The sequence below is a fragment of the Bradyrhizobium sp. AUGA SZCCT0158 genome, assembly GCF_018130065.1.
In the GTDB taxonomy this organism is placed as follows: Bacteria; Pseudomonadota; Alphaproteobacteria; order Rhizobiales; family Xanthobacteraceae; genus Bradyrhizobium.
Genome location: NZ_JAFCME010000015.1, coordinates 133,111 through 158,121, shown reverse-complemented (window position 1 = coordinate 158,121; position 25,011 = coordinate 133,111). Strand labels below are relative to the sequence as shown.

Here is a 25,011-nt window from a genome sequence, read left to right as displayed (position 1 = left end):
CGACGTAGCCCGAAGGGCGAAGTCGGGCCTCGGCCAGCCTTTCCCAACTCACCAAGCCGCAGCCCAAAATAGCCAATTTGCCGGTTGATGGCCCGCTTTTGGGGGTTTCGCGGGTGCGGAATCTGGTCTAAAGACCACCCGCGCGCGAGGGTAACCCGCGCTCTTGGCTTAGGGGACGCGCAGCATGCGCGCCCTTTTTTTGTGCCCAAATTCCAGTCCGCGAGACCTGATGCCCAAAAGAACCGACATCTCCACCATCCTGATCATCGGCGCCGGCCCCATCGTGATCGGCCAGGCCTGCGAATTCGACTATTCAGGCACCCAGGCGGTGAAGGCGCTAAAGGAAGAGGGCTACCGGGTCGTCCTGGTCAATTCCAATCCGGCGACGATCATGACCGACCCGGAACTGGCCGATGCCACCTATATCGAGCCAATCACGCCGGAAATCGTCGGCAAGATCATCGAAAAAGAACGCCACGTCATTCCCGGCGGCTTTGCACTGCTGCCGACCATGGGCGGCCAGACCGCGCTGAATTGCGCGCTGTCGCTGCGCCGCCAGGGCACACTCGACAAGTTCGACGTCGAAATGATCGGCGCCACCGCTGACGCCATCGACAAGGCCGAGGACCGCCAGCTGTTTCGCGAGGCCATGACCAAGATCGGTCTGGAGACGCCAAAATCGCGGCTGGCCAACGCCTCGGCGCTGAAGAAGTCCTACCGCGACAAATACCTCGCCGAGCGAGAGAAACTGTCGGGCGATGCGCTGGAAGAACTCGAGCGGCAATGGACGCTCGGCGAAAACGAACGCCGCAAGCGCTATCAGGAGCACGCGTTCGGCGAGGCGCTGATGGCGCTGTCCGAAATCGGTTTGCCTGCGATTATCCGCCCCTCCTTCACCATGGGCGGCACCGGCGGCGGCATTGCCTACAACAAGGAAGAGTTCCTCGACATCATCGAGCGCGGGCTCGACGCCTCTCCGACCAACGAGGTGCTGATCGAGGAAAGCGTGCTCGGCTGGAAAGAGTACGAGATGGAGGTGGTGCGCGATAAAAAGGACAATTGCATCATCATCTGCTCGATCGAAAACCTCGATCCGATGGGCGTGCATACCGGCGATTCCATCACCATCGCGCCGGCCCTGACGCTGACCGACAAGGAATACCAGATCATGCGCGACGCCTCGCTGGCGGTGCTGCGCGAGATCGGGGTCGAGACCGGCGGCTCCAACGTGCAGTTCGGCATCAACCCGGCCGACGGCCGCATGGTCGTGATCGAAATGAACCCGCGCGTGTCGCGCTCTTCTGCCCTTGCGTCGAAGGCCACCGGCTTTCCGATTGCAAAGGTCGCGGCCAAGCTCGCGGTCGGCTATACGCTGGACGAGATCGCCAACGACATCACCGGCGGCGCCACGCCGGCCTCGTTCGAGCCGACCATCGATTACGTCGTCGTCAAGATACCGCGCTTTGCGTTCGAGAAATTCCCCGGCGCCTCCCACACTTTGACCACGTCGATGAAGTCGGTCGGCGAAGTGATGGCGATCGGCCGCACCTTCCAGGAGAGCCTGCAGAAGGCGCTGCGCGGGCTCGAGACCGGGCTCACCGGTCTCGATGAAATCGAGATCGAGGACCTCGGCCGCGGCGACGACAAGAACGCGGTCCGCGCCGCGTTGGGCACGCCGACGCCCAACCGCATCCTGCAGGTCGCCCAGGCGATGCGGCTCGGCTGGTCCAATGAAGAGATCTTCAATTCCTGCAAGATCGATCCCTGGTTCCTCGCCGAGATGCGCGGCATCGTCGACATGGAAGCCAAGATCAAGGCGAACGGCCTGCCCGGCAACGCGTTCGGCATGCGGACGCTGAAAGCGATGGGCTTTTCCGACGCGCGGCTCGCCGTGCTTGCAGAAGCCACTGAGGCCGACGTGACCGCCAAACGCCACGCGCTCGGGGTTCGCCCGGTGTTCAAGCGCATCGACACCTGCGCGGCGGAGTTCGCCTCGCCGACTGCTTATATGTATTCAACCTATGAATCGCCTTTTGCCGGAAATCTTGCCGACGAGAGCGCGCCGTCCGACAAGAAGAAGGTCATCATCCTCGGCGGCGGGCCGAACCGGATCGGCCAGGGCATCGAGTTCGACTATTGCTGCTGCCACGCCTGCTTTGCGCTGCATGACGCCGGCTACGAGACCATCATGGTCAACTGCAATCCGGAAACCGTGTCGACCGACTACGACACCGCGGACCGGCTCTATTTCGAACCGCTCACCGCCGAGGACGTGCTGGAAATCATCGCCACCGAACGGACCAACGGCACGCTGCACGGCGTGATCGTGCAGTTCGGCGGCCAGACCCCGCTGAAACTGGCGCGCGCGCTGGAAGCCGCCGACGTGCCAATCCTCGGCACCTCGCCCGACGCCATCGACCTTGCCGAAGACCGCGACCGCTTCAAGCGCGTGCTCGACAAGCTAAGGTTAAAGCAGCCCAAGAACGGCATCGCCTATTCGGTCGAGCAGGCGCGGCTGGTGGCGGCCGATCTGGGCCTGCCGCTGGTGGTGCGTCCGTCCTATGTGCTGGGCGGCCGCGCGATGCAGATCATCCGCGAGGAGGAGCAGCTCAACAATTATCTGCTCGGCACGCTGCCCGAGCTGGTGCCGGCCGACGTCAAGGCGCGCTATCCCAACGACAAGACCGGGCAGATCAACACCGTGCTCGGCAAGAACCCGCTACTGTTCGACCGCTATCTTTCCGACGCCACCGAGATCGACGTCGACTGCCTGTGCGATGGCAAGGACACGTTCGTCGTCGGAATCATGGAGCATATCGAGGAAGCCGGCATTCACTCCGGCGATTCCGCCTGTTCGCTGCCGCCGCATTCGCTGGATGGTGCGATGATCACCGAGCTCGAACGGCAGACCCGCGAACTCGCGCTCGGCCTCGACGTGGTCGGCCTGATGAACGTGCAATACGCCATCAAGGACGGCGACATCTACGTGCTCGAGGTCAACCCGCGGGCGTCGCGCACCGTGCCGTTCGTCGCCAAGGTGGTCGGCACGCCGGTGGCGAAGATCGCGGCAAGGATCATGGCCGGCGAGAAGCTCGCGGACTTCAATCTGAAGAAGCGCAAGCTCGGCCATGTCGGCGTCAAGGAATCGGTATTCCCGTTCGCGCGCTTCCCCGGTGTCGATACCGTGCTCGGTCCGGAGATGCGCTCGACCGGCGAAGTGATGGGCATCGACCGTTCGTTCGAGGTCGCCTTCGCCAAGAGCCAGCTCGGCGGCGGCACCCGCGTGCCACGCAAGGGCACCGTGTTCGTTTCGGTGCGCGAGAGCGACAAGACTCGCATCGCGGACGCCGTGCGGCTGCTGCACTCGCTCGGCTTCAGAGTGATGGCCACATCGGGCACCCAGCGCTTCCTCACCGATTCGGGCGTGCCGACCGAAAAAGTGAACAAGGTGCTGGAGGGCCGGCCGCATATCGTCGACGCGATCACCAATGGCGACATCCAGCTCGTCTTCAACACCACCGAGGGGCCGCAGGCGCTGGCCGACAGCCGTTCGTTGCGACGGGCTGCCCTCTTGCATAAAGTGCCATATTACACCACTCTTTCGGGTGCTGTGGCGGCCGCACAGGGCATCCGCGCCTATCTGGGCGGAGACCTTGAGGTCCGCACGCTGCAGAGTTACTTTTCCGAAAACTGATCGTTCGCCGGGCCAAATTGCCCGCTAAACGATTGGCAACAAAGCCATATGGCTGGAACCCACCGCTCGTTTGGAAGTTGTATCGGCCCCTGACGGGGCCGAAAATTAATAGGCTGGCGGGCTCGCGTTTCGAGCCCGAATGGCTCCGAATCGAAATCGAAAGACTGCTTCGTGCGCGCAACTTCTCAAGGAGCGGCTCGCACGGGCGAAGGACGGAAGAGATGATGGAAAAGGTTCCGATGACCGCCGGCGGCTATGCCGCGCTTGAGGTCGAGTTGAAGCAGCGCCAGTCGGTGGACCGGCCGCGCATCATCGAGCACATCGCCGAGGCGCGCTCGCATGGCGACCTTTCGGAGAACGCGGAATATCACGCCGCCAAGGAAGAGCAGTCGCATAATGAAGGCCGCATCGCCGAGATCGAAGACAAGCTCGCGCGCGCCGACATCATCGATATTTCGAAGCTCTCCGGCGACACCATCATGTTCGGCGCCACCGTCACGCTGGTCGACGAGGATACCGAAAAGAAAGCAGTGTGGCAGATCGTCGGCGAGCCGGAGGCCGATGCCAAGAAGGGCCGCATCTCCATCACCTCGCCGCTGGCCCGCGCGTTGATCGGCAAGAAGAAGGGCACGACCGTCGAGGTCATGGCGCCCGGCGGCGCCAAGGCCTACGAGATCACCAAGGTCGAGTGGCGCTAGGCTGGAGCCAGGTTTGCCCCGGCGGGCACTGCCCGCCGGTCCGGGGCCGGGAGATGCGTTCATCGCCTTGAGGAAGACGGCATGCGGCCAGATCACGATCTCGTTGCGTGCCTTGCTTTCGCGCTGACGATCGTGATCACCGGATGCAACATCTCGGCTGCGACTGAACTCGCGATTCCGCCGCGCAAAGCGCCCAAAGACGCCGGCAATTTTTCGATGCAATCCGGTCCGCCGAACTGCAGCCGCTGGACCGACGACTGCGTCAACTGCACGCGTGGCGCCAAGAATGAGCCCGCGACCTGCTCCAACATCGGCATTGCCTGTCAGCCCAAAGCCATCCGCTGCCTCGGCACGCAGTGATTCCAGTGCCCGGCGTTTCTGCGCTGGTGGCACAGTGCCGCAAAGTCACCTCGAGGTAACCGGCACAGCGGTGTGGCAAACAGTCAGCACTCCCGTAGAATCCCGTGCTGCTCGCCAAAACGTCATCGGAATCCGGCCGCCACGCGCTTTTCCTTAAGGCCGCGACGCGATACCAAGTGGAACTCGATCCAACTTGGGGGACAACATGGACGCAATCGATAAGCTGCTTTCGAAATTCCAGCCGCCAGCACTGAGCCTGTTTCGCTTCATCACCGGGCTGCTGCTGTTTCAATTCGGCGTCGCGAAGATTCTGAAGTTTCCGACAATTCCGCAGGGTAATCCTTACGCCTTTCTCAACAAGGTGGAGTTGATGTCGCTATCCGGAGCCGCCGGTGCGATTGAGTTGATTCTGGGCGCTCTCTTGCTGCTCGGACTGTTCACACGGCCCGTCGCCTTCATTCTTGCCGGCGAGATGGCCTTTGCTTATTTCATGGGTCACGCGCCGAAGGGCTTTTATCCGCTCATCAACGGCGGCACGCTCGCGATCCTGTTCTGTTTCGCCTGCCTCTATCTGTCGACCGCCGGCGGTGGACCGATCAGCGTCGACGCCATGCGGAAGAAGAGCTGAGGAGCAAACGGCACTTTTGCTAATACCGTCATTCCGGGATGGTCCGCAGGACCAGACCGCAGGTGCGCAATTGCGCATCTGAGGTTCGATGCTCCGCATCGCTCTGGAATGACGGGATAGCGCGCAGCATTATCCCGTCACCTTCAAATCGAGCGGCACCGCCGCCTCGTATTTGGAATTGTGCAGCACCAGCGACGTCCTGACATTGCGCACATGGGGCGCCGACGTCAGATGGGTGACGAAATCCTGGAACGTCGCCATGTCGGGCGCCACGCATTTCAGGATGAAATCCACCTCCCCCGACAGCATCCAGCATTCGCGCACCAGCGGCTCGGCGCGGACAAATTCCTCGAAGGCGCGCAAGTCGGCTTCGGCCTGGCTCGACAGGTGCACGGAGGCAAACACGGTGACGTCGAAGCCGAGCCGGCGCGGATCCAGCATGCCGCGGTAGCCCTGGATGTAGCCTTCTTCCTCCAGCGTCCTGACCCGGCGCAGGCAAGGCGGCGGCGAGATGCCGACCCGTTTGGCCAGTTCGACGTTGGTGATTCGGCCATCGGCCTGGATTTCGGAAAGAATTCTAAGGTCGATCTCGTCGAGATTCTTCGACACGCGGTCCGGTTCCTTTGGGTTCCCTAGGTTCTTTGGGGCTGGTTTGGCTTGGGAAGGTGTTTGCAGGCAACACTCTTAGCGCAGCTGGCATCGATTGCGCAATTTTATTGCGCGTGCACTGCGCCATTTTGCGTGAATCCGGAGAAAATACCGCAGTTCCGGGGAAAATTCGCTTATTTGAATTGCAAATCTTGCATGGCTACCCAGATATCATAGACTTGGATTTGACACTTTTAGCGCCGCGCGACGCATTTCCCGGCGCTTCCTCGCACAAGTCCTCATCAAAATCCTCCAAAGAGAGGGAATCTGCCGATGCCCGCGCCTATCCATGCCAAGGTCGTCATTATCGGTTCCGGCCCTGCCGGGTACACCGCAGCGATCTACGCCGCGCGGGCGATGCTTGAGCCGGTGCTGATCCAGGGCATCCAGCCCGGCGGCCAGCTCACCATCACCACCGACGTGGAAAACTATCCGGGCTTTGCGGATGTCATCCAGGGTCCGTGGCTGATGGAGCAGATGGAAAAACAGGCGGCCCATGTCGGCACCAAGCTCGTCACCGATCTCGTCACCAAACTCGACACCACGCAGCGGCCGTTCCGTCTGACCTGCGACAGCGGCGAGGTCTATCTCGCCGAAACCGTGATCCTTGCCACCGGCGCCCAGGCGCGCTGGCTCGGCATGCCGTCGGAAGAGAAGTTCAAGGGCTTTGGCGTCTCGGCCTGCGCGACCTGCGACGGCTTCTTCTATCGGGGCAAGGAAGTCATGGTGGTCGGCGGCGGCAACACCGCGGTCGAGGAAGCGCTGTTCCTCACCAACTTCGCCTCGCAGGTCACCATCGTGCATCGCCGCGATCATTTCCGCGCCGAGCGCATCCTGCAGGATCGCCTGTTCAAGAACCCGAAGATCAAGGTGATCTGGGACAGTGCGATCGACGAAATCTGCGGCACCGAAAATCCAGGCAAGGTCACCCATGTGCGCCTGAAAAACGTCAAGAGCGGCGCGCTGACGGAGGTGCCCGCGGACGGCGTCTTCATCGCCATCGGCCACGCGCCGGCAACCGAACTCGTCGCCGGCCAGGTCAAACTGAAACCCTCCGGCTATGTCGAGGTGGCGCCGAACTCGACGGCGACGTCGGTGCCCGGCCTGTTCGCCGCCGGCGACGTCGCGGACGAAACCTGGCGGCAGGCGGTCACGGCCGCGGGCCTTGGCTGTATGGCGGCCCTCGAGGCCGAGCGCTTTCTCGCCTTGCGTGCGAGTGATCGGGCGGCAGCAGAATGATTACGCGTCGAACACGGGACGGATTCACGGACATGGATTGGGACAAGCTGAAGGTGTTTCACGCGGCGGCGGAAGCGGGCAGCTTCACCCATGCCGGCGAGCAACTCGGGCTTTCACAATCGGCGGTATCGCGGCAAGTCTCGGCGCTGGAGCAGGAGCTTGCGGTATCGCTGTTCCATCGCCATGCGCGCGGGCTGATCCTCACCGAACAGGGCGACCTCTTGTTCCGCACCGCGCATGACGTGTTCATGCAGCTGCAGGCGGCGCGCGCCAAGCTCACCGACAGCCGCGAGCGGCCGTCAGGCGACCTCAAGATCACCACGCCGCCGGCGCTCGGCATCAACTGGCTGATTCCGCGGCTCGACGAGTTCACCAGCCTCTATCCGGACATCCGCATCTCGCTGATCGTGACCGACGAGGATCTCGATCTGTCGATGCGCGAGGCCGACGTCGCGATCCGGACCCGCAAGCCGACCCAGCCGGACCTGATCCAGCGCAAGCTGTTCTCGATCGGCTTCCATGCCTATTGCTCGCCGGAATACATCAAGCGCTTCGGCACGCCGCGCACCCTCGATGACCTCGACTCGCATCGCATCATCATGCTCGGCGATTCCCAGGTGCCGCCGCACCTGCAGAACCGCAGCTGGCTGATCGACGCCGGCCGCAACGGCTCGGGTCCGCGCGAGGCTTATTTCAAGGTCAACAACATCCTTGGTCTTGTCAGGGCCTGTCAGCAGGGGCTCGGCATCGCCGCCCTGCCCGACTACCTCGTCGAGGAGAACAACCGTCTGGTGCAGCTGTTCGGCGAGACCGACTCGATCCAGATCGACACCTACTTCGTCTATCCCGAAGAGTTGAAGACGGTGGCGCGGGTGCAGGTGTTCCGCGATTTCGTTGTGAGCAAGGCGCAGCGCTGGCCCTCCTAGCATTTCGGTCTGACTGGAATTTCGGTTCTGATTGAATCAGAACCGAAGCTCTAGATTCTTGTTTTGACGCGTTTTCTTGACGCGAGCCGGTATCGATCCCGCATCACGTGCGGCACGGGCTTCGCACGAAAACGCTTTCGCAGCGGCTGACGTTTCCCGCCTTCCCGATTAGCGGCTCTTATAAAGCCCCCGGTCTCCGCATGTCAGACATGCGGCTTAACCGGTTTACGCAAGCCGCAGATGGGGATCATAGTGCTTACACGCTGAGCGATCGTGTCGCGCATATGTCCCCCTCCTCCAGTGGCGCGGGCGCTCAGTAATCCCTCTTGGAAGGTGATTGTGTCGGCCTCACGTGGCCAATACCTTAAGCCGGGCTCTTTTGGGCCCGGCTTTTTTTCTTCTCCGGATCGTTTCGTCTGCAGATGATTTCAGCTGATCCTTCGTCGTCTCCAGATCTTTTCTTCTTCCGTAAAACAAACGTCATCGAGCGTGCGCGGATTGACAGCGCGCCGTTGCGCCATCATCATCGTCACATGATCACGAATTCGTGCGCCGCTCTGTCGTCGAAAAAAGGTCCCCACCCGGGGACCCGAGATCGACGCGCGCGATAGATCAACCGCCAAGCCGATCCCGAAACCCCGCCGTCTGGACGGGGTTTTTTCATGTGTCCCGTCTCCGGCAATAGCCTTCAAGGAGATGGAACCATGTCTACCGATCCACAAGACCGATTACAGGGCCTCTGGCTGCCCCTCGTTACGCCGTTTCGCAACGGCGAACTCGATGAGCCGTCGCTGCGCCGCATGATCAGGCACTACGCCAATAGCCCGGTCGACGGCTTGATCCTCGCCGCCACCTCGGGCGAGGGCATGACGCTGGACCTCCACGAGCTCGAGCAGCTGGTGTCGGTGACCCGGGCCGAGATCTCGGCTAGCCGGCGGTACATCCCGATCTGTCTCGGCCTGTCCGGCGCCAGCACGCGCAAGATGCTGGATACGCTCGAAGAGACCGCCGCCTGGCCGATCGACTTCTATTTGATCGCCAGCCCCTATTACACGCGGCCGTCGCAGCGCGGCCTGCTGCGGCATTTCACGGTGCTCGCCGATCACGCCTCATGGCCGATCGTGCTCTACAACATCCCCTACCGGACCGCGGTCAATCTCTCCAACGAGACCCTGCTGCAGCTCGCCGCACATCGCAACATCGTCGGCATCAAGGATTGCTCTGCCGACCGCGCCCAGTCGATCGAGTTCCTGGCCCTGCGGCCGAAAGGCTTTCGCGTGCTGACCGGCGAGGACGCGCACTATCACGAGGCGCTCGTCGACGGCGCCGACGGCGCTATCCTGTTGTCGGCGCATCTGGAGACCGAAGCGTTCGCCTCGGTGCGGACGCTGATGCAGCAGGGCGACCACCAGGGCGCACAGGCGTGCTGGAACAATATTTCCGAACTGACGCGGCTGTTGTTCGCCGAACCCAGCCCGGCGCCTGCAAAATACTGGCTGGCGCAGAGCGGGCTGATCGACAGTGCCGAGGTCCGGCTGCCGATGGTGGAAGTCAGCGCGGAGCTCGCGGCGCGGCTCGATGCGGAGCGGGAACGGCGCGCGCCGGCCCTGTTGCGGCGGGCGTAGCAAGGCGTCGCAGCCGGGTCCCTCCCGCTTATAGGGAGCGTTGCGCACAAAAAAGCCGCCGCACGCGGAAGACCGCGGCGACGGCTTTTCTGTCGCTCCACACCGGCTCGGATGATGCGGAGGCGGATAAGGTGACCGGAATATCTTCCAATGGCGTGGACGCCGGCCAGCAAAATTGCCTGACCGCGTTGGCGCAATGTTAACCGCATTCGCCCGCGGTCGCCTCAGCCGATCGCCGCGTGACCTTTGCAAACGCCGCGGCCTTCCGGAACGCTGGTTAACGGCTGGTGAGGGTGGCGCTTCAAAATCGTCCAAAGCCTTGCCGTCAACTTTAAATCTCGGGCGTATTGATGTCCTCATTGAGAAAACGGGGGACATCAAATGATCGACCACACCACTGACAATTGGAAATTTCCGACCAGCGAACGCGTCCAGCGAGTGCAGGACGTTCTGCTGGTTTCGTCCTTTGCCTTGTGGGCGACGCTGATCGGCTTCGCGCCGGTCGCGACCTGGCGTCTGCTGATGGCTTGAACGAAAACGCAGGAGCTGCCGTGGTTAATCGGCGGTAGCACCTGCGGTCAAATGCGAGCGAAATTGCGACCGGGATTTTAAAAGCGGTCGCGTATCAAGCTCGTCACAACGGAAAAACGCGGGGGCGCGTCGTGGAAATCGAAAACAATACTCTCCCTGATCAACAGGGTTTTACGACCGAGGACGTTCTTTGGGCGGTCGGCATCTGGTCGGTGATCCTGACCATGTCGCCGGTCGTCGTATTTTATATGCTGATGGTGGCGTGAGCGGACTGCTTCCGCCGTCATTGCGAGCCAACGGGTCGCGCGAATGCGCGCCCGTTGGCTCGCAATGACGCAGACAAAGAAAAACGCGCGGAGTCCCGCGCGTCTTTTTGAGTCCGTAAGCGGCGTTGTTACGCTGCTTGCTTGTGCATGGCGCCGGAAGCCGACGCGTTGCCGCGGATGGCCTTGATCGAACGTTCGATCGCAGCCCACAGCCGGCTGATTTCCGCAGCGGCCCGGCCTTCCGCATAATATTCGCGGGCGCCTTCGCCGTTGCCGAGCGCCAGCAACAGATCGGCACGGTTGGTGATCTGACCGCTCCACACCGGCGCACGGAACTTGATCAACGCTTCACGCGCAATGGTGACGATGCGGCTTTCAACGCCGTCCCGGCTCGCGGGGGCACCGTTGATGACGACCGCGTAGGGCTTGCGCGCCGCACGGCAGGTCTGAATGGTTTCCTGCACGGCATTGACGTCAAACACGCCGGGCCGCGCCGGAATGATCACCATCGTGGCGTTCTTGATGGCGTCGTCGACGACGGCCGACAAATTCGGCGGCGTGTCGATGAACACCCATTCGATACCGTCGCGCTTGGCGGCGGCAATAATTCCGCTGACCGAATTTACCGCGGCCTTGATCGGCGGCTCGTTCGTTCCACGCAATTTGTGCCAGAGAGTAAGCGATCCCTGCGGATCAGCATCAACCATCAAACAGGGCTTCGTCGACTTATGGACGTGCGCAGCAATGTGAGCAGCCAGGGTACTTTTTCCCGAGCCCCCCTTACGCGAAGCAAAAACTATGACGTTCATACCTTGGCCTCCAGATTGACCCCAGAAGCCGAAAATGAATCAGCGCACTGATTCGTGAAAGAAAAATTTGCTGCTTATTGCGAAGAAGCCACTGATTAGCCAATAAAGTTGCTTTTTGAGTCACACTGCGTGCGACCGCGCAATCGGTGACGGAATCGCAAAAACGGAATCGCCAGAGTGGCTTGATCGATTCAGCGCATGCTTTTTGTGCGCTGTCGTTCGATCCATTTGCGCTCGATCCATCCGAGCAGCTTCGCCATCGGCGTCTGCAGAAACGGGACGTCCTGCGCGAACAAAAGGAGTCCGAGCGGCAGCATCCAGAGTCCGAGCACCGGCAAGATGCTGAAAATGCCGCCGAAGATCAGCAGAATGGCGATCGGAATCCTGACGTAGCGCGACGATGGCTTGCGCAGCCAGCCGACGAATCTGGCCGGGCCGGCAGGCAGCTTGGCTTCGAACCAGGCAAAATGCCGGTCGAGCTCCATTTGCGATTCTTTGCTCAATTGATCTCTCCTCGTGCTGAAGAGATGTTGACTCGCAGCTGGAGGCACAAGGTGTCAGTCTGTCGCGCGAAGGGGGCTTGAAATGGCGTGCCGCGCTCAGGTCCGGGCTGGTTTTGCCGGTTTCTTGGGCTTACGCGCCTTGGCCGCGGATTTGCGCGGGGCCGCCGGCTTGATCGCCATTGGCCTGCCGGCGGGCGCTGAAGCGGCCCGGCTCGGTTCGGGACCGGATCTGAATTGCGCCCGACAGGGCGGCGAAAGCTGAGACTTCTTGGCGACCATGCAGGCCGTGACGCGCTCGACATTGGGGATATCGGAACTGCAAAGCCGGAAAGCGTCGCTGGTGCAGGCCTGTTCCTGTTCAGGGGTGTAGCTCTGCCCCGAAGCCGGCGGCGATGAAAATGCGAGCGCCGTCGCCAGCACCAAACCAAACCCGCAATTGCTGATCCGAAAAGTCGCCATGAATCCCCCCGAGGCAATGATTCCACGAATTGTGGGTGAACCGCCCGGGATTGGCAAGCAGGGGTGGACAACACGCCACAGCACAAGTGCGGCGACCAGCGCTGATTTCACCGGCCGGATTGCAACCGCGATCGTCGTCGTCCTGGTGCGGCTGGCTATTCTTTTTCCGGCGATCGCGGCTGACGCGCCCGGTGCCTCGCTGCGCCATGTGATGGCGGATACCAAGGGTCGAAGCTGGCTGATCCTGAAAAGCTTTTTTATTGTGCTGCTCCCGGTATTGGCCGGGCTCCTGGCGGTCGGCCTGATCGGCGACCTCGACGATCTGCCCAGTTGGTGGAGCGCAGCCAGAATAGCGTTCGACAGCCCGCTCGAGTTGCTGGCGACGGTGGTGGCCGCCGCGACCGCATCGCGGCTGCACGGCTGGATCGGCCATCAGGTGAAGGGCGTGCCGGTCTGATCCGGTCAGGCATCATTGGCCGGACACGCGCTGCGGCCAGCGCAACGAAGCGGGCGGTCTTTGGGAATATACGCGATGGGGTTGGTACAGTTGGGTGGGCTCGAACCACCGACCTCCTGTTCCACAGACAGGCGCTCTAACCAGACTGAGCTACAACTGCATCCTGCGCGAGCCCCCACAAAAAGGGGGTAGCGAATGGGCGGGAAACTAGGTGCAACGCCACGCTTTGGCAAGGCCACCAGCCACCCGATTATCAGTCGTTTCGGGGGCGGACAAAGTTCATTTGCTACGGAGCCTCGATGGCGAAGGACCGGCCCAGGGGCAACAAAAAAAGCCCGGGCTGACCTGCCCGGGCTTTTTCGAACCTTAATGCGGGCTCAGGCGGCCGGCTGCTGGTACTTCGCGGCCGACGCCTTGATCGGTTCGACGGTTTCGGTCGCAACCTTCTGGCCGAGTTCGGCGAGTTCCTTGGCCTGGGCCGAATACGTCTCGAACTGCTTCTTGGCGTGCGAGGTCCACAGCTCCATGGCGGCTGCCGGCGTCTTCACGCTAAGCAGGTCCTGAGCGAAGTCGAGTGAGGACGTGGTGTTGGCCTTGAAGAACTCGAACAGCTTGGCCGAGTAGGCGCTGGCGCCCTTGTTGGCCGAGGTGAACACGGCTTCCATCGTGCCGTTATGGCTCTCGGCCACATCCTTAAACTTGGCGTAGTTGTCGCGCGCCTGCGAAACGCCCTTTTCGGCGAACGCACGCACCTGCTCGGGGACTTCGAACGGAATGATGGAGGCGGAGAACGGATCGGTCGAACTGGTCATTCGCATGCTTCCTTCGCAACGGGGTGAATCGTGGTGACCCCTTGCGACCGCCACCGGTGAACGCCGGTAGCGCCGTACTGGATCACACGGTCTTTGCTTGTCTGAGCACGATCTTCTCGGAATACCGGTACATATTTCCGGATCGAACTCCGGTCTTGGGGAGTGCCCATCGTCGGGCTTGCCCAATAAACACCCTTATCATGTCAATTTTGTGCAACGCAAAGCAAAACAATGTGCACTGCGACATACATTGCCCGTACTGGGTGTATTTCAGTCCTCTATAGATCCTAAAGTAGAACAGGTGAGGCTCTTGAAGCAAATGCCCCTCAGGCCTCTCCTCAGCTCTTGGGCTTCGCCGCGTCCATCGCGGCGCGGCTGACAATCTGACCCATCTCGCTGGCTTGCTCCGCCAGCGCACGCATCTGGCCCTGCACATACTCGCTGTGCAGCCGCATCACCTCGGTCAGATCCTTGGCCTTCAGCAGCGCTTGCGCGTAGTCGAGCGAGGTCTGCACGTTCTTTTCAGCGAAGGCGACCGCCTTGCTGCCGATTTCCTTGGCGTTGGTGCGCGCGGCGTCGCCGCGATCCTCGAACGTGCCCGCGGCCTGGTGCGCGGAGGACAGGAATTTCTCGAAGGTCTGGCGGGCCTGCTCGAAGCTCGCTTCTGCCATCGACCGCATTTCCTTTGGAATCTCGAAACGGCCATCGTCGCTCATGGTCCCACTCCTGTGGCGTTGGGGGCTGCTTGGCAGGCGTCCAGGATGCCGCGTCGGCGGTTCCGCATCGTGCACCTTGGGCTGTGGCCTCGGGTTCACATCGTGAACCTCCGGTGGTCTTTTGTAACAAGCTCAACGCCGCAGAGGCCGATTCGGTTCAGCCGGATTAAGGTTATCGCGGCTTAGAATACCGCTTGGGTCCGCCGGCCGTGGACCTGCCGCGCCACGCTTGCGATACTGGCGATCCACTTGCGATCCTGCAGGGCAGTCAGCGTTCGGCCGCCGATTCGCAAAAACCATCTTCGAGCAGAAGGCTCATATCCACGGTCATGTCGCGCTGATGAATAACGCCGAACTCCAGATGCTAGCACTCGGCGATCCGCGGCTGGCGGCGCACGCGACGAGCGCCCTGGCCGCGTGGCTGTGGTCGAGCGACGGCACGCGGGTTCTGTGGGCCAATCCGGTCGGCGCGCGCTTGTTCGGCACGGCCAACAGCACGGCGCTGGCGGGGAAAATATTCGGACCGGCCGATCCGCATCGGCGGCAGATCGCGCGGCTCGCCGGCCGCCTGCTTGCGGGCGGCGCGGTCCGGCTGGAGCGGCTGCAAGGTTTTGGCGCGACGCCCGGCATGCTCGCGACCTGCGGCTGTTCGCGTCTCGATCTACCCGATGGCAGCCACGGTATTTTGGTTGCCGCCGGCAACATCTCTGGCCGCGCCATGCCGCTGACGGAACGGCTGCAGCGGCTGGTCGAGGGTCTCGCGATGCCAGTCGCGGCGTTTACCCGTGACGGCATCCTGATCGGCACCAGCGATGCGGCGCGTCCCCTGCTCGGCGTTCACAATCTGGTCGAGGCCGGCCTCGACGATGCGCGCCAGGACGCGCTGAAGCAGGGCGCCGTCGCAACCGCGATCGACATCGGCCGCATGGTGCTGCAACGGGTTGGCGCTGGCGCCGACATCGGCCTTGTCGCGCTGATCGTGCCGGACGCCGTGCACGCCGCAGCACCGGAGCCCGTCGCGGCCGCGCAGCCACAAGAAGAGCAGCCGCAAGAAGAAGTGCCTCAACCACTCGAACCGCCGGTGGCGGGAATTGTCGCGAACGATCCCGCACCCGAACCGCAGCAGCCCGCTCCGGGCGAAGCGCCGGCCGCCTTGGCGCTGTTCGACGCCCTCGCAGAGGCGCCGGAAGAACCCGAAACCGAGCCGGTCGCCGCGGCGGCGCCGTCCAGCAGCGAACCATCCGCCGCGTTGCCGCCTGAACCATGGCCTGACGTCGCAGCGGTCGCCGACGAAGCCACGCCCGCATTCGCCGACGCCGCGCCTGAATCATCAGCCGAAAACCTGATAGCGCCGATCGCCGCCGAACCCGTCAAGGCGCCGTCGTGGTTCGAAGAGCGGTCGCCGCATGCGCGGCGGCTTCCGTTGCGCTTCATGTGGCAGATGGATCAGGAAGGCCGCTTCACGCTCGGCGCCGATGAATTCACCCGGCTGATCGGCCCGCACACCACCGCCGGCTTCGGCCGGTTGTGGAGCGAGATCGCGGAAGCCTTCGGGCTCGATCCCGAAGGCCGTGTGACGAAGGCGTTTGCCACGCGCCAGACCTGGAGCGGCATCACGCTGAACTGGCCGGTTGACGGCGGCGCGCGGCTGCCGGTCGAATTGTCGGGCCTGCCGATCTTCGATCGCGCACGGCATTTTGCCGGCTTTCGCGGCTTCGGCGTTTGCCGCGATCTCGACGGCCTGGCACGGCTGGCCGCCTTGCGCCGCTACGAATTCTTCGGTGGAGCACCCGCGCCGATCGCGCCGGAACCGCGCTCGGCTGATATCGTCCAGGCGGGCCCAGCGTCGGATTCGGTCGGCCAAGACTTGACTGCGCAGGAGTTGCCCGCGCAGGGCCCGTCCGTGGAGGACGCGCCTCAAGAAGCGTTGCCGCAAGAAAATTTCAGCGAAAGCTTCAGCGAGCACGTGACCGCGCAGCCGACCGCGGCAGATGACCGGCCCGCGGAATTTGTCATCGAGACCAGCGTCGCGTCGCCTCCCGTTACGGAATTGCCCGAGCCAATTGCTTCCGAGACTTCACACCCAACCGATCTGGATGCCGCCGTGGATACCCCAAAGGATACTCTGGCAGAAACGCAGGCGGAAACGCCGAAGAACGTTCTGCCGTTCCGCCCCCCCGGCGACGCCAAGCCGCCATCACTGACGCCGGTCGAAAACAGCGCCTTCAACGAACTCGCGCGGCAATTGTCGGCGCGGCTCGAGAACGAGAACGGCAATGAGACGACACAGGCCGTCACCGGCCTCGATGAAACCGTGGTCGAGAACGCCGCACCGACGGACGCGTATGCGGCAGTTTCACAGGAAGCCGCGAGCGATGCCCCGGTGCAGCCGGAATGGCTGGCCCCTTCCGAGCCGCCGGCGCGCGGCGAAAGCAGGCGCGACAAGGCGCTGCTCGACTTGCTGCCGGTCGGCATTCTGATCTACCGGCTCGATCGGCTGCTCTACGCCAATCCCGCTTTCCTCACGCAGATGGGCTATCCGAGCCTGCATGCGCTGGAAGATGCCGGCGGCCTCGACGCGCTCTATGTCGAGCCCGGCGTCTCCAGCGCGCCCTCGACGTCGGACACCGGCACGCCGGTGATGATCTCCGCGAGCCAGCCGCAACATGCGCAAGAAGACCCGGAAGGGCCCGCATCGACGCCACCGGCGGCGACCGACGCGCGCCTCTACACGATTTCATGGGACGGCGATTCCGCGCTCGCTTTGATCTTCTCGGGCGCGCGCAACGAAGGCGCCGCCGTCGCCGCTGCGATCGCGGAAGCTGTCCCGGTTGCCGAACCGCCAGTTGCCGAACCACTGGTCCCCGAACCGTTGCCGGCGGGCCACGCCGATGCCGAAGAACTCGGCGCCATCCTCGACACCACGGCCGAAGGCATCGTGATGTTCGACGCCGAGGGCAACATCAGCTCCGTCAATCGCAGCGCCGAAGCGCTGTTCGGCTATGACGGCGAGGACCTGGCGCGACGCAATCTGGCGGATCTGTTTGCGCCGGAAAGCCAGCACGAGGTGTTCGACTATCTCGCCAGCATCAAATCCGAAGGCGTCGCCAGCCTGCTCGAGCACGGCCGCGAGACGCTCGGGCGCGAGAGCAAGGGCGGCTTCATTCCGCTGTCGATGACCATGGGACGGACAAAGGCCGACGGTCCGAACTTCTTCGCGGTGTTCCGCGACCTGTCGCAAGCCAAGCAGAGCGAGAACGAGTTGCGCGAAGCGCGCCGGCTGGCCGAGCGCGCCGCCAGCGCCAAGGCCGACGTGCTGGCCCGCATCAGCCATGAGGTGCGCACGCCGCTCAACGCCATCATCGGTTTCTCCGAGGTGATGATCGGCGAACGCTTCGGCGCGCTCGGCAATGAGCGCTATGGCGAATACATGAAGGACATCCGCGCTTCCGGCGAACGGGTGATCTCGATCATCAACGATCTGCTCGATCTGTCGAGGATCGAGACCGGCAAGCTCGATTTGTCGTTCACCAACCAGAATCTCAACGAACTGGTCGAGAGTTGCGTCGCCGTGTTGCAGCCGCAGGCCAACCGCGAACGCATCATCATCCGCACCTCGCTGGCACACACGCTGCCGCCGGTGGTCGCCGACGCGCGCGCGCTGCGCCAGATCACGCTCAACCTGATCGGCAATTCGATTCATCTCGCCAATGCCGGCGGCCAGGTCATCGTTTCCACGGCGTTGTCCGATTTCGGCGAGGTGATGCTGCGGGTCCGCGATACCGGCCACGGCCTCAACGACAATGAAGTCGCCGCCGCCCTGGAGCCGTTCCGCACCCCGGCGCCGTCCGATCAGGCCTCCGAGGGCACCGGCGTCAGCCTGTCGCTGACCAAGGCGCTGGTCGAAGCCAACCGCGCCCGATTCCAGATCAAGACCGGCGCGCGCTCGGGCACGCTGATCGAGGTGGTGTTCTCGCACGCGGCCGCGAAGGTGTGATCGTAATCGTCAGATCTTTGCCAGCATGGCCGTCTTCAGTTTTGCGATGCGTACTTCGTCGCGCTTGTAGAACGTCCATTGCTTGACGCGCTTGGCGCTCACCAACCCCGCTTTCGACAATACTTTCAGATGTTCGCTCACCGTGGGCTGGCTGACCCCAAGCTTCTCGGCAATCAGCACGCCGCAGACCCCGTCCTTGACCAGGTCGCCGTCGACCTGGGCGCGGAAATGCGCCTTCGGGCGCTTCAGCCACTCCAAAATCAAAAGCCGACGGTCGCTCGCGAGCGCACGAAAAGCAGACTCGACGTCATCCTCGAAAGAAGTCATATTGCTAATTAGCTAAATGACTAATTCCTGTCAATGTCGACAAGCCGCGGAGATTCCCATGGGTGAACCTGATGATGCCGTAACGCCGCAAGCCATCGCAGCGTGCGAGAAGATCATCCGGCCCTATATCAGGCGCACGCCCGTGATCGAGACCGATGGCAGCGAGTTCGGGCTGTCCGCCGGCGCAATCGGCCTCAAGCTCGAATTGCTGCAACACTCGGGAGCATTCAAGGCCCGCGGCGCCTTCACCAATCTGTTGACCCGCGAGATACCCAAAGCCGGCGTCGTCGCGGCGTCGGGTGGCAATCATGGCGCTGCCGTCGCCTATGCGGCGATGCGGCTCGGCATACCGGCCAAGATTTTCGTGCCCAGCGTGTCTTCTCCGGCCAAGATCGCGCGCATCCGCGAATACGGCGCCGATCTCACCATCGAGGGCGATGGCTATGCGGATGCGCTCGCCGGAAGCGAAGCATGGGCGCAGCAAACCGGCGCGCTGCCGGTTCACGCATTCGACCAGAACGAAACCATCATGGGTCAGGGAACGATCGGCCTGGAGCTCGACCAACAACTTCCCAACATCGACACGGTGCTCGTTGCGGTTGGCGGCGGCGGGCTGGTTGCGGGGATAGCGGCCTGGTACGCCGGCCGCATCAAGGTGATCGGCGTCGAGCCGTTTGCCTCGCCGACGCTGACCAGGGCTTTGGAGGCCGGACATCCCGTCGATGCGGAGGCCGGCGGGCTGGCGGCCGATTCGCTGGCGCCGCGCCGCGTCGGCGAGCGTGTATTCCCGATCGTGCAGAAATACGCGCCGCGCACCGTGCTGGTGACCGACGAGGCGATCGCCGAATCGCAGAAGACGCTGTGGCGCGCCTTGCGCATCGTGGCGGAGCCGGGCGGCGCCGCCGCCTTTTCGGCGATCCTGTCCGGCGCCTATCGGCCGGCCAACGGCGAACGCGTGGCCGTCGTCGTCAGCGGCGGCAACACCGCCGCGGTGAATTTCGACCTCACGCGCTGAGAAGGCGAACTGCGGGTATCTGCCGCTCCCGGATCGCTGCGGCACGGCACAATTTTTGCTCGAATCCAGCTGCCTGAACGCATCCGGACCCGGATCGCCTATTTGTCAGGCAACTGGATTGGCCACTATGCGCTGTCTCGTCGTCGCGGACCTGCATTATTCATTGCCGCAGTTCGACTGGCTGCTCAGCGCTGCACCCCGGTTCGATCTCGTGATCTTTGCCGGCGACGCGCTCGATATCAGCTCGATGGTCGATTTCCGCGCCCAGATCGTCGTCGTGAAGAAGTACCTCTCGCTGCTTTCACGCATCACCCGCGTGATCCTTTGCTCGGGCAATCATGACCTCGACGACCATAGCGCCGAGGGCGAAAAAATCTCGCGCTGGATCGGCGAGGTCCGCGAACTCGGCATCGCCTGCGACGGCGACAGCCTGACCATCGGCGACACGCTCTTCACGGTCTGTCCGTGGTGGGACGGTCCCTTGGTCAAGCAGCGCCTCGAAACGCAGTTGCAGAAGGCCTCGGTGGAGCGGCTGGCGCACTGGATCTGGGTGCATCACGCGCCGCCGGGGAATTCGCCAACCAGCTGGGGCGGCAAGCGGTATTTCGGCGATGTCGATCTCGTGCAGTGGATCGCGCGCCACCAGCCCTCGATGGTGATCTCGGGCCATGTCCACCAGTCGCCCTTCATTTCCGAGGGCTCATGGTTCGACCGGCTCGGCGATACCTGGGTATTCAATACCGGATTGCAGCCTGGCCGGCCGCCCACCTACATCGTGCTCGATCTCGACGAAGCGACCGCGTTCTGGCTTTCGGCGGACCACGCGCAATCGATCGACCTCAAGGCGCCGTTGCAGCGGCCGGCGGCAACGATTCAAACCGCGCCGCCCTGGCTCATATCCTTGGATCAGATTGCCGATCCGAGCCTGGTGAAACCTGTGTCGGCGGAAGGTTGATCATGCTCTGCAGGAGGTCTCCGACCATCGCGAGGTGGTTGCCGTGGCCGGCATATTGCCGCTTGAGATCGGCGAGATAGGTGTTGGCGACGTTGAGCCGCTGCGCCAGCATCCTCGCGATCATCAGCGACACCGCCGGCTGCTGCCGCAGGAAGGACGCGGCATCGTCGATCTCGTAGATCGCCGAATCCTGCGCCGCACGCACGGTGGCGGTATGCGGCGTGTCGAGCAGCACCGACATTTCGCCGAGCACCGCGCCTGGCTCGACAATGGTGGCAACGATGGTGTCGCCCTTGATGACCTCGAGCCGTCCCTCGATCAGCACATATAGATGCCCGGTGCGGGCGCCCTCATGAAGAACTTCGGTGCCGGCGGCGACGCTCCGCCTCGTACCGCCAATGCAATATTCGAGAATGTCGCGCATCGGCTTACCTCCGCTAAGGCCGAGATTAGGCACGGAGCGTGCCAAGGTCGAACAGATATTTTGGAATGCTTCTAAACTAAAATCTGGAATCGCTCTAAAAGAATGCAGTCGCGACATCGCGGCGCTTCGTGCGCGCTATCCGCTGGGCTAGTGAAACCGGCATCATCCTCGTGCCTGCCGGAGCAGCCCTCATGATTAAATTTCGCGTCTTCGCCGCATCAGCGGCGTTGCTTGGTTTGGCTTCGTCGGCCATCACCACGGCTTCCGCCGATAACGGCGAAGTCAACGTCTATACCTATCGCGAAACCAAGCTGGTCCAGCCGCTGTTCGATGCCTTTACCAAGGACACCGGCATCAAGGTCAACGTCGTCTCGGCCAGTTCGGGGCTCGAGCAGCGCATGAAGGCTGAGGGCGCCAACAGCCCGGCCGACGTGCTGCTGACGGTCGATATCGGCCGCATGGACGAGGCCGTGAAGGCCGACGTGACCCAGCCGATCAAGTCGGAGGCGCTCGACAAGGTCGTGCCGGCGCAATACCGCGATCCCGACGGACACTGGGCCGGCATCTCGATGCGCGCGCGCGTGATTTACGCCTCGAAGGATCGCGTCAAGCAGGACGCCATCACCTATGAAGAGCTCGCCGATCCCAAGTGGAAGGGCAAGATCTGCATCCGCTCCGGCCAGCACATCTACAACAACGGACTGTTCGCGGCCTACACCGCGAAGTACGGCGAGGCCAAAGCCGAGGAATGGCTGCGCGGCGTCAAGGCCAATCTGGCGCAGAAGCCGTCGGGCGGAGATCGCGAGGCCGCGCGCGACGTCGCCGCCGGCAAGTGCGATATCGGCATCGGCAACACCTATTACTGGGCGCTGATGATGAACAACGATCCGGAAAAGAAGCCGTGGGCGGAAGCCACCAAGGTGATCCTGCCGACGTTCGCGGGCGGCGGCACCCACGTCAATCTGTCCGGCGTGCTGCTGGCCAAGCACGCGCCGAACAAGGCCAACGGCGTCAAGCTGATCGAATGGCTCGCCGGCGAAAAGGCGCAGCAGATGTATGCCGACCAGAACTACGAATATCCGGTGCGCGCCGGCGTCGCCATCAACCCGACGATTGCGGGCTACGGCAAGCTCAACGCCGATACCCTGCCGATCGCCAAGGTCGCCGCCAACCGCAAGGCGGCCGCGACGCTGGTAGACAAGGTCGGCTTTGATAATTGATGCTTTGACGACTGATTGTGCCGTGATGCCCGGACTTGCTCCGCCCTGTTCCCTCCCCCCTTGCGGGGGAGGGTTAGGGAGAGGGGCGGCGGCAACGGCGGTGGGCGTGGCTTACCCCTCTCCCCTGCCCTCCCCCGCAAGGGGGGAGGGAGTAGACCTCGGCAGGTCGAACTACCGGTACCTCTCGCCCGAGAAATTTTTTACGTGAACCCCTCCGCGCACGCCGGACGGATCTCGGCGGCCATCGCTGTCATGACCGCGATCATGGTCGCCGCGCCCGTGATCGCGGTCATCGCGCTGGCGATGAACCCCGCGCCCGATCTGTGGCGCGATCTGATCGCCTATGTGTTGCCGCGGGCGATGCTCGACACCGCGCTGTTGCTGTTCGGCGTCGGCGCGCTGGCGCTTGTGATCGGCGCCGGCACCGCGTGGCTGATTTCGCTGCATGACTTTCCCGGCCGCGCGCTGTTGTTGTGGCTGATGCCGCTGCCGCTGGCGATTCCGACCTACATCGCCGCCTACGTCTATGCCGACCTGTTCGAGCCGCTCGGCCTGGTTCATCGCACGCTCGCGATCTGGTTTCCGCTGCGCGACACGGTGGCCGTCCTGCCCAATCTGCGTTCGATGCCGGGCGCGATCATCGTCATCGGCCTCGTACTCTACCCTTACGTCTATCTCTCGGCGCGGACGATGTTTCAGTTCCAGAGCGCCGAATTCGCCGAGGCCGCGCGAACGCTCGGCGCCAGCCGCCTGCAGATATTCTTCCGCGTCTCGCTTCCGATGGCACGGCCGGCGCTGGCGGTCGGCGTCGCGCTGGTGTCGCTGGAAACGTTGAACGACATCGGCGCCAGCGAATATCTCGGCGTCCGTACGCTGACCGTGTCGATCTTCACGACCTGGCTCAACCGCGGCAGCCTCGCCGGCGCGGCGCAATTGTCCTGCTTCATGCTGGCGATCGTCGCCGGCCTGATCGCGATCGAACGCTATGGCCGCCGCAATGTCGCGACCGGGTTTTCCGCCGAGAGCCCGCGGCTGACGCCGCGCACGCGATTGCACGGCAGCCGGGGCTGGTGGACGTTTGCCGCCTGCCTCACGCCGGTGCTGCTCGGCTTCATTGTACCGGTGCTGTTTCTGCTGCAGCAGAGTTTCAAGCGCGGGCTCTTGACCAATTTCGACATGACGCTGGGGCGCGATGCCTTCAATTCGGTGGCGTTCGCAACGCTGGCGACACTGATCGCGCTCTTCCTCGGCTTCGCCACCATCCTGGCCTGGCGCTGGCGCCCGGATCCGGTGCGCCTCGTTGCGATGAACATCTCGCAAACCGGCTACGCCCTGCCCGGCCTGGTTCTCGCGCTGGGCTTGCTGACCCCGGTGCTCGCGATCGACAATGGCCTGAGCGCGCTCGGCGGATGGCTCGGAGGTTCACTGCCGGGACTGTTCCTGGTCGGCTCGGGTGCAGCCGTCGTGATCGCCTATGTGATCCGCTTCCTGGCGGTGCCGACCGGACTGATCAAGGCAGGCTTCGAGCGAATCCCGCACGACTACGACGACAGCGCGCGCGCCGCCGGCGCAAGGCAATCAACCACGATGCGGCTGATCCATCTGCCGCTGCTGCGGCCGGCGATGCTGGGCGCCGTCATCATCGTGTTCGTGGACTGTCTGAAGGAATTGCCGGCAACATTGCTGCTGCGTCCGCTCAACGTCGAGACGCTGGCGACCTCGATCTACCAGTTCGCCAGCCGCGGCAGTTTTGAAGACGGCGCGCTCGCAGCATTGCTGATCGTCGCCGCCAGCATCGGCCCGGTGGCGTGGCTGACGCGGTTCTCCGACGTTCCGTCAGGCCCGGCGTAGCGCGAACAACACCCGTCGTCCCGGACAAGCGAGCACAGCGAGCGCCGATCTCAGATGCGCAATTGCGCATCGGGGGACCCATACGCCGCGGCCCCTCGGCAAGCACGCCGGCGTCAGCGACCTTTGCTAATAACACCCGCCGCGGCGTATGGGTCCCGGGTCAAGCCCGGGACGACGATAAACCGCGAGTCGCGCCTTACGCGTTCTTCAGCGCGACGCGGAATTCGGCTTCGGTCTTGGCCTTGACCTCGTCCAGCGTGACGCCGTCGGCGAGTTCGATCAGCGCCATGCCGTCCTTGCCGTGCTTGTCGATGGTGAACACAGCCAGATCCGTCACCACCATGTCGACGACCTTCTCGCCGGTCAGCGGCAGGTTGCAGGTCTTCAGGAGTTTCGGGCCGTCCTTGGCGGAATGCTCCATGACAACGACGACGCGCTTGACGCCGGCGACGAGGTCCATCGCGCCGCCCATGCCCTTGACCATCTTGCCGGGGATCATCCAGTTGGCGAGGTCGCCGTTCTGCGCCACCTGCATTGCGCCGAGGATCGACAGGTCGATATGCCCGCCGCGCACCATGCCGAAGGACTCGGCTGACGAGAAATAGCTGGTCGACGGCAGTTCGCTCACCGTCTGCTTGCCGGCGTTGATGAGATCGGCGTCTTCCTCGCCCTCATAGGGGAACGGGCCCATGCCGAGCATGCCGTTCTCGCTCTGCAGGCTGACGTCGATGCCGTCGGGGATATAGTTCGAGACCAGCGTCGGAATGCCGATGCCGAGATTGACGTAATAACCGTCGCGCAACTCTTTGGCGGCACGAGCGGCCATCTGTTCACGGGTCCAGGCCATGGTG

General features: G+C 63.2%; 24 protein-coding genes and 1 tRNA gene. 15 read left to right on the top strand and 10 right to left on the bottom strand.

The features are described 5' to 3' along the window. Positions 1 to 229 precede the first annotated feature (229 nt). The 4 genes from carB (at position 230) to JQ574_RS22005 (ending at position 5,380) form a co-directional block, all read left to right on the top strand. Positions 230 to 3,694 (top strand): carbamoyl-phosphate synthase large subunit, encoded by a 3,465-nt coding sequence (gene carB, locus JQ574_RS22020; protein WP_212207687.1) that lies wholly within the window; start codon positions 230 to 232, stop codon positions 3,692 to 3,694. 221 nt (positions 3,695 to 3,915) lie between these two features. Next, positions 3,916 to 4,392, top strand: a complete 477-nt coding sequence (gene greA / locus JQ574_RS22015; protein WP_212207686.1) for a transcription elongation factor GreA — start codon at positions 3,916 to 3,918, stop codon at positions 4,390 to 4,392. Between the two features lie 81 nt (positions 4,393 to 4,473). After that, a complete protein-coding gene (locus JQ574_RS22010; RefSeq protein WP_212207685.1) occupies positions 4,474 to 4,752 on the top strand; it encodes a hypothetical protein in 279 nt (92 codons plus the stop codon). 214 nt (positions 4,753 to 4,966) lie between these two features. Continuing rightward, a complete protein-coding gene (locus JQ574_RS22005; protein ID WP_212207815.1) occupies positions 4,967 to 5,380 on the top strand; it encodes a DoxX family protein in 414 nt (137 codons plus the stop codon). A 129-nt stretch (positions 5,381 to 5,509) separates the two neighbouring features. Here the strand turns inward: JQ574_RS22005 and JQ574_RS22000 are convergent, their stop codons facing one another. Beyond that, positions 5,510 to 5,989, bottom strand: a complete 480-nt coding sequence (locus JQ574_RS22000) for an Lrp/AsnC family transcriptional regulator (RefSeq protein ID WP_192736745.1) — start codon at positions 5,987 to 5,989, stop codon at positions 5,510 to 5,512. A gap of 312 nt (positions 5,990 to 6,301) precedes the next feature. Between JQ574_RS22000 and trxB the strand changes: the two genes are divergently transcribed. From trxB to JQ574_RS35550, 5 genes are all read left to right on the top strand, one after another. Beyond that, positions 6,302 to 7,267, top strand: coding sequence for a thioredoxin-disulfide reductase (gene trxB, locus JQ574_RS21995; RefSeq protein ID WP_212207684.1), 966 nt, complete (start codon positions 6,302 to 6,304; stop codon positions 7,265 to 7,267). Between the two features lie 32 nt (positions 7,268 to 7,299). Next, positions 7,300 to 8,193, top strand: coding sequence for a LysR family transcriptional regulator (locus tag JQ574_RS21990; RefSeq protein ID WP_212032642.1), 894 nt, complete (start codon positions 7,300 to 7,302; stop codon positions 8,191 to 8,193). A gap of 704 nt (positions 8,194 to 8,897) precedes the next feature. After that, positions 8,898 to 9,818, top strand: a complete 921-nt coding sequence (dapA, locus tag JQ574_RS21985; protein ID WP_212207683.1) for a 4-hydroxy-tetrahydrodipicolinate synthase — start codon at positions 8,898 to 8,900, stop codon at positions 9,816 to 9,818. Positions 9,819 to 10,199: 381 nt separating this feature from the next. Next, on the top strand, positions 10,200 to 10,349 hold the full coding sequence (locus JQ574_RS21980) for a hypothetical protein (protein ID WP_212207682.1): 150 nt from the start codon (positions 10,200 to 10,202) through the stop codon (positions 10,347 to 10,349). Between the two features lie 131 nt (positions 10,350 to 10,480). Further along, positions 10,481 to 10,615, top strand: coding sequence for a hypothetical protein (locus tag JQ574_RS35550; protein ID WP_283813432.1), 135 nt, complete (start codon positions 10,481 to 10,483; stop codon positions 10,613 to 10,615). Positions 10,616 to 10,743: 128 nt separating this feature from the next. Here JQ574_RS35550 and JQ574_RS21975 read toward each other — a convergent pair whose 3' ends face one another. From JQ574_RS21975 to JQ574_RS21965, 3 genes are all read right to left on the bottom strand, one after another. Beyond that, on the bottom strand, positions 10,744 to 11,424 hold the full coding sequence (locus JQ574_RS21975) for a ParA family protein (RefSeq protein WP_192736750.1): 681 nt from the start codon (positions 11,422 to 11,424) through the stop codon (positions 10,744 to 10,746). Between the two features lie 191 nt (positions 11,425 to 11,615). Beyond that, positions 11,616 to 11,909: a hypothetical protein gene (locus JQ574_RS21970; protein WP_409363384.1), complete on the bottom strand. Its 294-nt coding sequence runs from the start codon at positions 11,907 to 11,909 to the stop codon at positions 11,616 to 11,618. A 114-nt stretch (positions 11,910 to 12,023) separates the two neighbouring features. Continuing rightward, a complete protein-coding gene (locus JQ574_RS21965) occupies positions 12,024 to 12,386 on the bottom strand; it encodes a hypothetical protein (protein WP_249119516.1) in 363 nt (120 codons plus the stop codon). Between JQ574_RS21965 and JQ574_RS21960 the strand changes: the two genes are divergently transcribed. Next, positions 12,385 to 12,843: a hypothetical protein gene (locus tag JQ574_RS21960; protein ID WP_212207680.1), complete on the top strand. Its 459-nt coding sequence runs from the start codon at positions 12,385 to 12,387 to the stop codon at positions 12,841 to 12,843. The genes JQ574_RS21965 and JQ574_RS21960 overlap by 2 nt on opposite strands. Before the next feature lie 82 nt (positions 12,844 to 12,925). Here JQ574_RS21960 and JQ574_RS21955 read toward each other — a convergent pair. The 3 genes from JQ574_RS21955 to JQ574_RS21945 form a co-directional block, all read right to left on the bottom strand. After that, positions 12,926 to 13,003, bottom strand: a tRNA-His gene (locus JQ574_RS21955). Between the two features lie 217 nt (positions 13,004 to 13,220). Next, the gene (locus JQ574_RS21950; RefSeq protein ID WP_212207679.1) at positions 13,221 to 13,655 is read right to left on the bottom strand and encodes a phasin; all 435 of its coding nucleotides are present in this window, start codon (positions 13,653 to 13,655) and stop codon (positions 13,221 to 13,223) included. 338 nt (positions 13,656 to 13,993) lie between these two features. Then, the gene (locus tag JQ574_RS21945; protein ID WP_212207678.1) at positions 13,994 to 14,371 is read right to left on the bottom strand and encodes a phasin family protein; all 378 of its coding nucleotides are present in this window, start codon (positions 14,369 to 14,371) and stop codon (positions 13,994 to 13,996) included. Between the two features lie 340 nt (positions 14,372 to 14,711). Between JQ574_RS21945 and JQ574_RS21940 the strand changes: the two genes are divergently transcribed. Further along, entirely contained in the window at positions 14,712 to 18,368 is a 3,657-nt protein-coding gene (locus JQ574_RS21940) for a PAS domain-containing sensor histidine kinase (RefSeq protein ID WP_212207677.1), read from the top strand. Positions 18,369 to 18,377: 9 nt separating this feature from the next. On the opposite strand, the gene JQ574_RS21935 is transcribed toward JQ574_RS21940, so the two are convergent. Then, a complete protein-coding gene (locus JQ574_RS21935) occupies positions 18,378 to 18,695 on the bottom strand; it encodes a helix-turn-helix transcriptional regulator (protein ID WP_212207676.1) in 318 nt (105 codons plus the stop codon). 58 nt (positions 18,696 to 18,753) lie between these two features. Here JQ574_RS21935 and JQ574_RS21930 point away from each other — a divergent pair, with 58 nt between their 5' ends. Both JQ574_RS21930 and JQ574_RS21925 read left to right on the top strand, forming a co-directional pair. Further along, the gene (locus JQ574_RS21930) at positions 18,754 to 19,710 is read left to right on the top strand and encodes a threonine/serine dehydratase (RefSeq protein ID WP_212207675.1); all 957 of its coding nucleotides are present in this window, start codon (positions 18,754 to 18,756) and stop codon (positions 19,708 to 19,710) included. Between the two features lie 127 nt (positions 19,711 to 19,837). Further along, complete coding sequence (locus tag JQ574_RS21925; protein WP_212207674.1) at positions 19,838 to 20,665, top strand: metallophosphoesterase; 828 nt, start codon at positions 19,838 to 19,840, stop codon at positions 20,663 to 20,665. Here the strand turns inward: JQ574_RS21925 and JQ574_RS21920 are convergent. Beyond that, positions 20,604 to 21,089 (bottom strand): Crp/Fnr family transcriptional regulator, encoded by a 486-nt coding sequence (locus tag JQ574_RS21920; RefSeq protein ID WP_212207673.1) that lies wholly within the window; start codon positions 21,087 to 21,089, stop codon positions 20,604 to 20,606. The two genes, JQ574_RS21925 and JQ574_RS21920, sit on opposite strands and share 62 nt — an antisense overlap. Positions 21,090 to 21,280: 191 nt before the next feature. On the opposite strand from JQ574_RS21920, the gene JQ574_RS21915 reads away from it, so the two are divergent. Both JQ574_RS21915 and JQ574_RS21910 read left to right on the top strand, forming a co-directional pair. Further along, positions 21,281 to 22,309 carry a Fe(3+) ABC transporter substrate-binding protein gene (locus JQ574_RS21915; protein ID WP_212207672.1) on the top strand — a complete coding sequence of 343 codons (1,029 nt, stop codon included), beginning with the start codon at positions 21,281 to 21,283 and terminating at the stop codon, positions 22,307 to 22,309. Positions 22,310 to 22,561: 252 nt separating this feature from the next. Then, complete coding sequence (locus JQ574_RS21910) at positions 22,562 to 24,160, top strand: iron ABC transporter permease (RefSeq protein WP_212207813.1); 1,599 nt, start codon at positions 22,562 to 22,564, stop codon at positions 24,158 to 24,160. Positions 24,161 to 24,356: 196 nt separating this feature from the next. Here the strand turns inward: JQ574_RS21910 and JQ574_RS21905 are convergent, their stop codons facing one another. Continuing rightward, complete coding sequence (locus JQ574_RS21905) at positions 24,357 to 25,007, bottom strand: 3-oxoacid CoA-transferase subunit B (RefSeq protein ID WP_212032632.1); 651 nt, start codon at positions 25,005 to 25,007, stop codon at positions 24,357 to 24,359. Between the last annotated feature and the right edge of the window lie 4 nt (positions 25,008 to 25,011).

What these genes read in the sequence shown, in the direction of transcription:
- JQ574_RS21940 (WP_212207677.1), top strand. Translation starts at nt 14,712, where the DNA reads ATGAATAACGCCGAACTCCAGATGCTAGCACTCGGCGATCCGCGGCTG.
- JQ574_RS21980 (WP_212207682.1), top strand. Translation starts at nt 10,200, where the DNA reads ATGATCGACCACACCACTGACAATTGGAAATTTCCGACCAGCGAACGC.
- JQ574_RS22010 (WP_212207685.1), top strand. Translation starts at nt 4,474, where the DNA reads ATGCGGCCAGATCACGATCTCGTTGCGTGCCTTGCTTTCGCGCTGACG.
- greA (WP_212207686.1), top strand. Translation starts at nt 3,916, where the DNA reads ATGATGGAAAAGGTTCCGATGACCGCCGGCGGCTATGCCGCGCTTGAG.
- JQ574_RS21910 (WP_212207813.1), top strand. Translation starts at nt 22,562, where the DNA reads ATGACCGCGATCATGGTCGCCGCGCCCGTGATCGCGGTCATCGCGCTG.
- JQ574_RS21945 (WP_212207678.1), bottom strand. Translation starts at nt 14,371, where the DNA reads ATGAGCGACGATGGCCGTTTCGAGATTCCAAAGGAAATGCGGTCGATG.
- JQ574_RS21905 (WP_212032632.1), bottom strand. Translation starts at nt 25,007, where the DNA reads ATGGCCTGGACCCGTGAACAGATGGCCGCTCGTGCCGCCAAAGAGTTG.
- trxB (WP_212207684.1), top strand. Translation starts at nt 6,302, where the DNA reads ATGCCCGCGCCTATCCATGCCAAGGTCGTCATTATCGGTTCCGGCCCT.
- JQ574_RS21925 (WP_212207674.1), top strand. Translation starts at nt 19,838, where the DNA reads ATGCGCTGTCTCGTCGTCGCGGACCTGCATTATTCATTGCCGCAGTTC.
- carB (WP_212207687.1), top strand. Translation starts at nt 230, where the DNA reads ATGCCCAAAAGAACCGACATCTCCACCATCCTGATCATCGGCGCCGGC.
- JQ574_RS21935 (WP_212207676.1), bottom strand. Translation starts at nt 18,695, where the DNA reads ATGACTTCTTTCGAGGATGACGTCGAGTCTGCTTTTCGTGCGCTCGCG.
- JQ574_RS21975 (WP_192736750.1), bottom strand. Translation starts at nt 11,424, where the DNA reads ATGAACGTCATAGTTTTTGCTTCGCGTAAGGGGGGCTCGGGAAAAAGT.
- JQ574_RS21930 (WP_212207675.1), top strand. Translation starts at nt 18,754, where the DNA reads ATGGGTGAACCTGATGATGCCGTAACGCCGCAAGCCATCGCAGCGTGC.
- JQ574_RS21950 (WP_212207679.1), bottom strand. Translation starts at nt 13,655, where the DNA reads ATGACCAGTTCGACCGATCCGTTCTCCGCCTCCATCATTCCGTTCGAA.
- JQ574_RS21915 (WP_212207672.1), top strand. Translation starts at nt 21,281, where the DNA reads ATGATTAAATTTCGCGTCTTCGCCGCATCAGCGGCGTTGCTTGGTTTG.
- JQ574_RS21970 (WP_409363384.1), bottom strand. Translation starts at nt 11,909, where the DNA reads ATGGAGCTCGACCGGCATTTTGCCTGGTTCGAAGCCAAGCTGCCTGCC.
- JQ574_RS21920 (WP_212207673.1), bottom strand. Translation starts at nt 21,089, where the DNA reads ATGCGCGACATTCTCGAATATTGCATTGGCGGTACGAGGCGGAGCGTC.
- JQ574_RS21965 (WP_249119516.1), bottom strand. Translation starts at nt 12,386, where the DNA reads ATGGCGACTTTTCGGATCAGCAATTGCGGGTTTGGTTTGGTGCTGGCG.
- dapA (WP_212207683.1), top strand. Translation starts at nt 8,898, where the DNA reads ATGTCTACCGATCCACAAGACCGATTACAGGGCCTCTGGCTGCCCCTC.
- JQ574_RS21960 (WP_212207680.1), top strand. Translation starts at nt 12,385, where the DNA reads ATGAATCCCCCCGAGGCAATGATTCCACGAATTGTGGGTGAACCGCCC.
- JQ574_RS21990 (WP_212032642.1), top strand. Translation starts at nt 7,300, where the DNA reads ATGGATTGGGACAAGCTGAAGGTGTTTCACGCGGCGGCGGAAGCGGGC.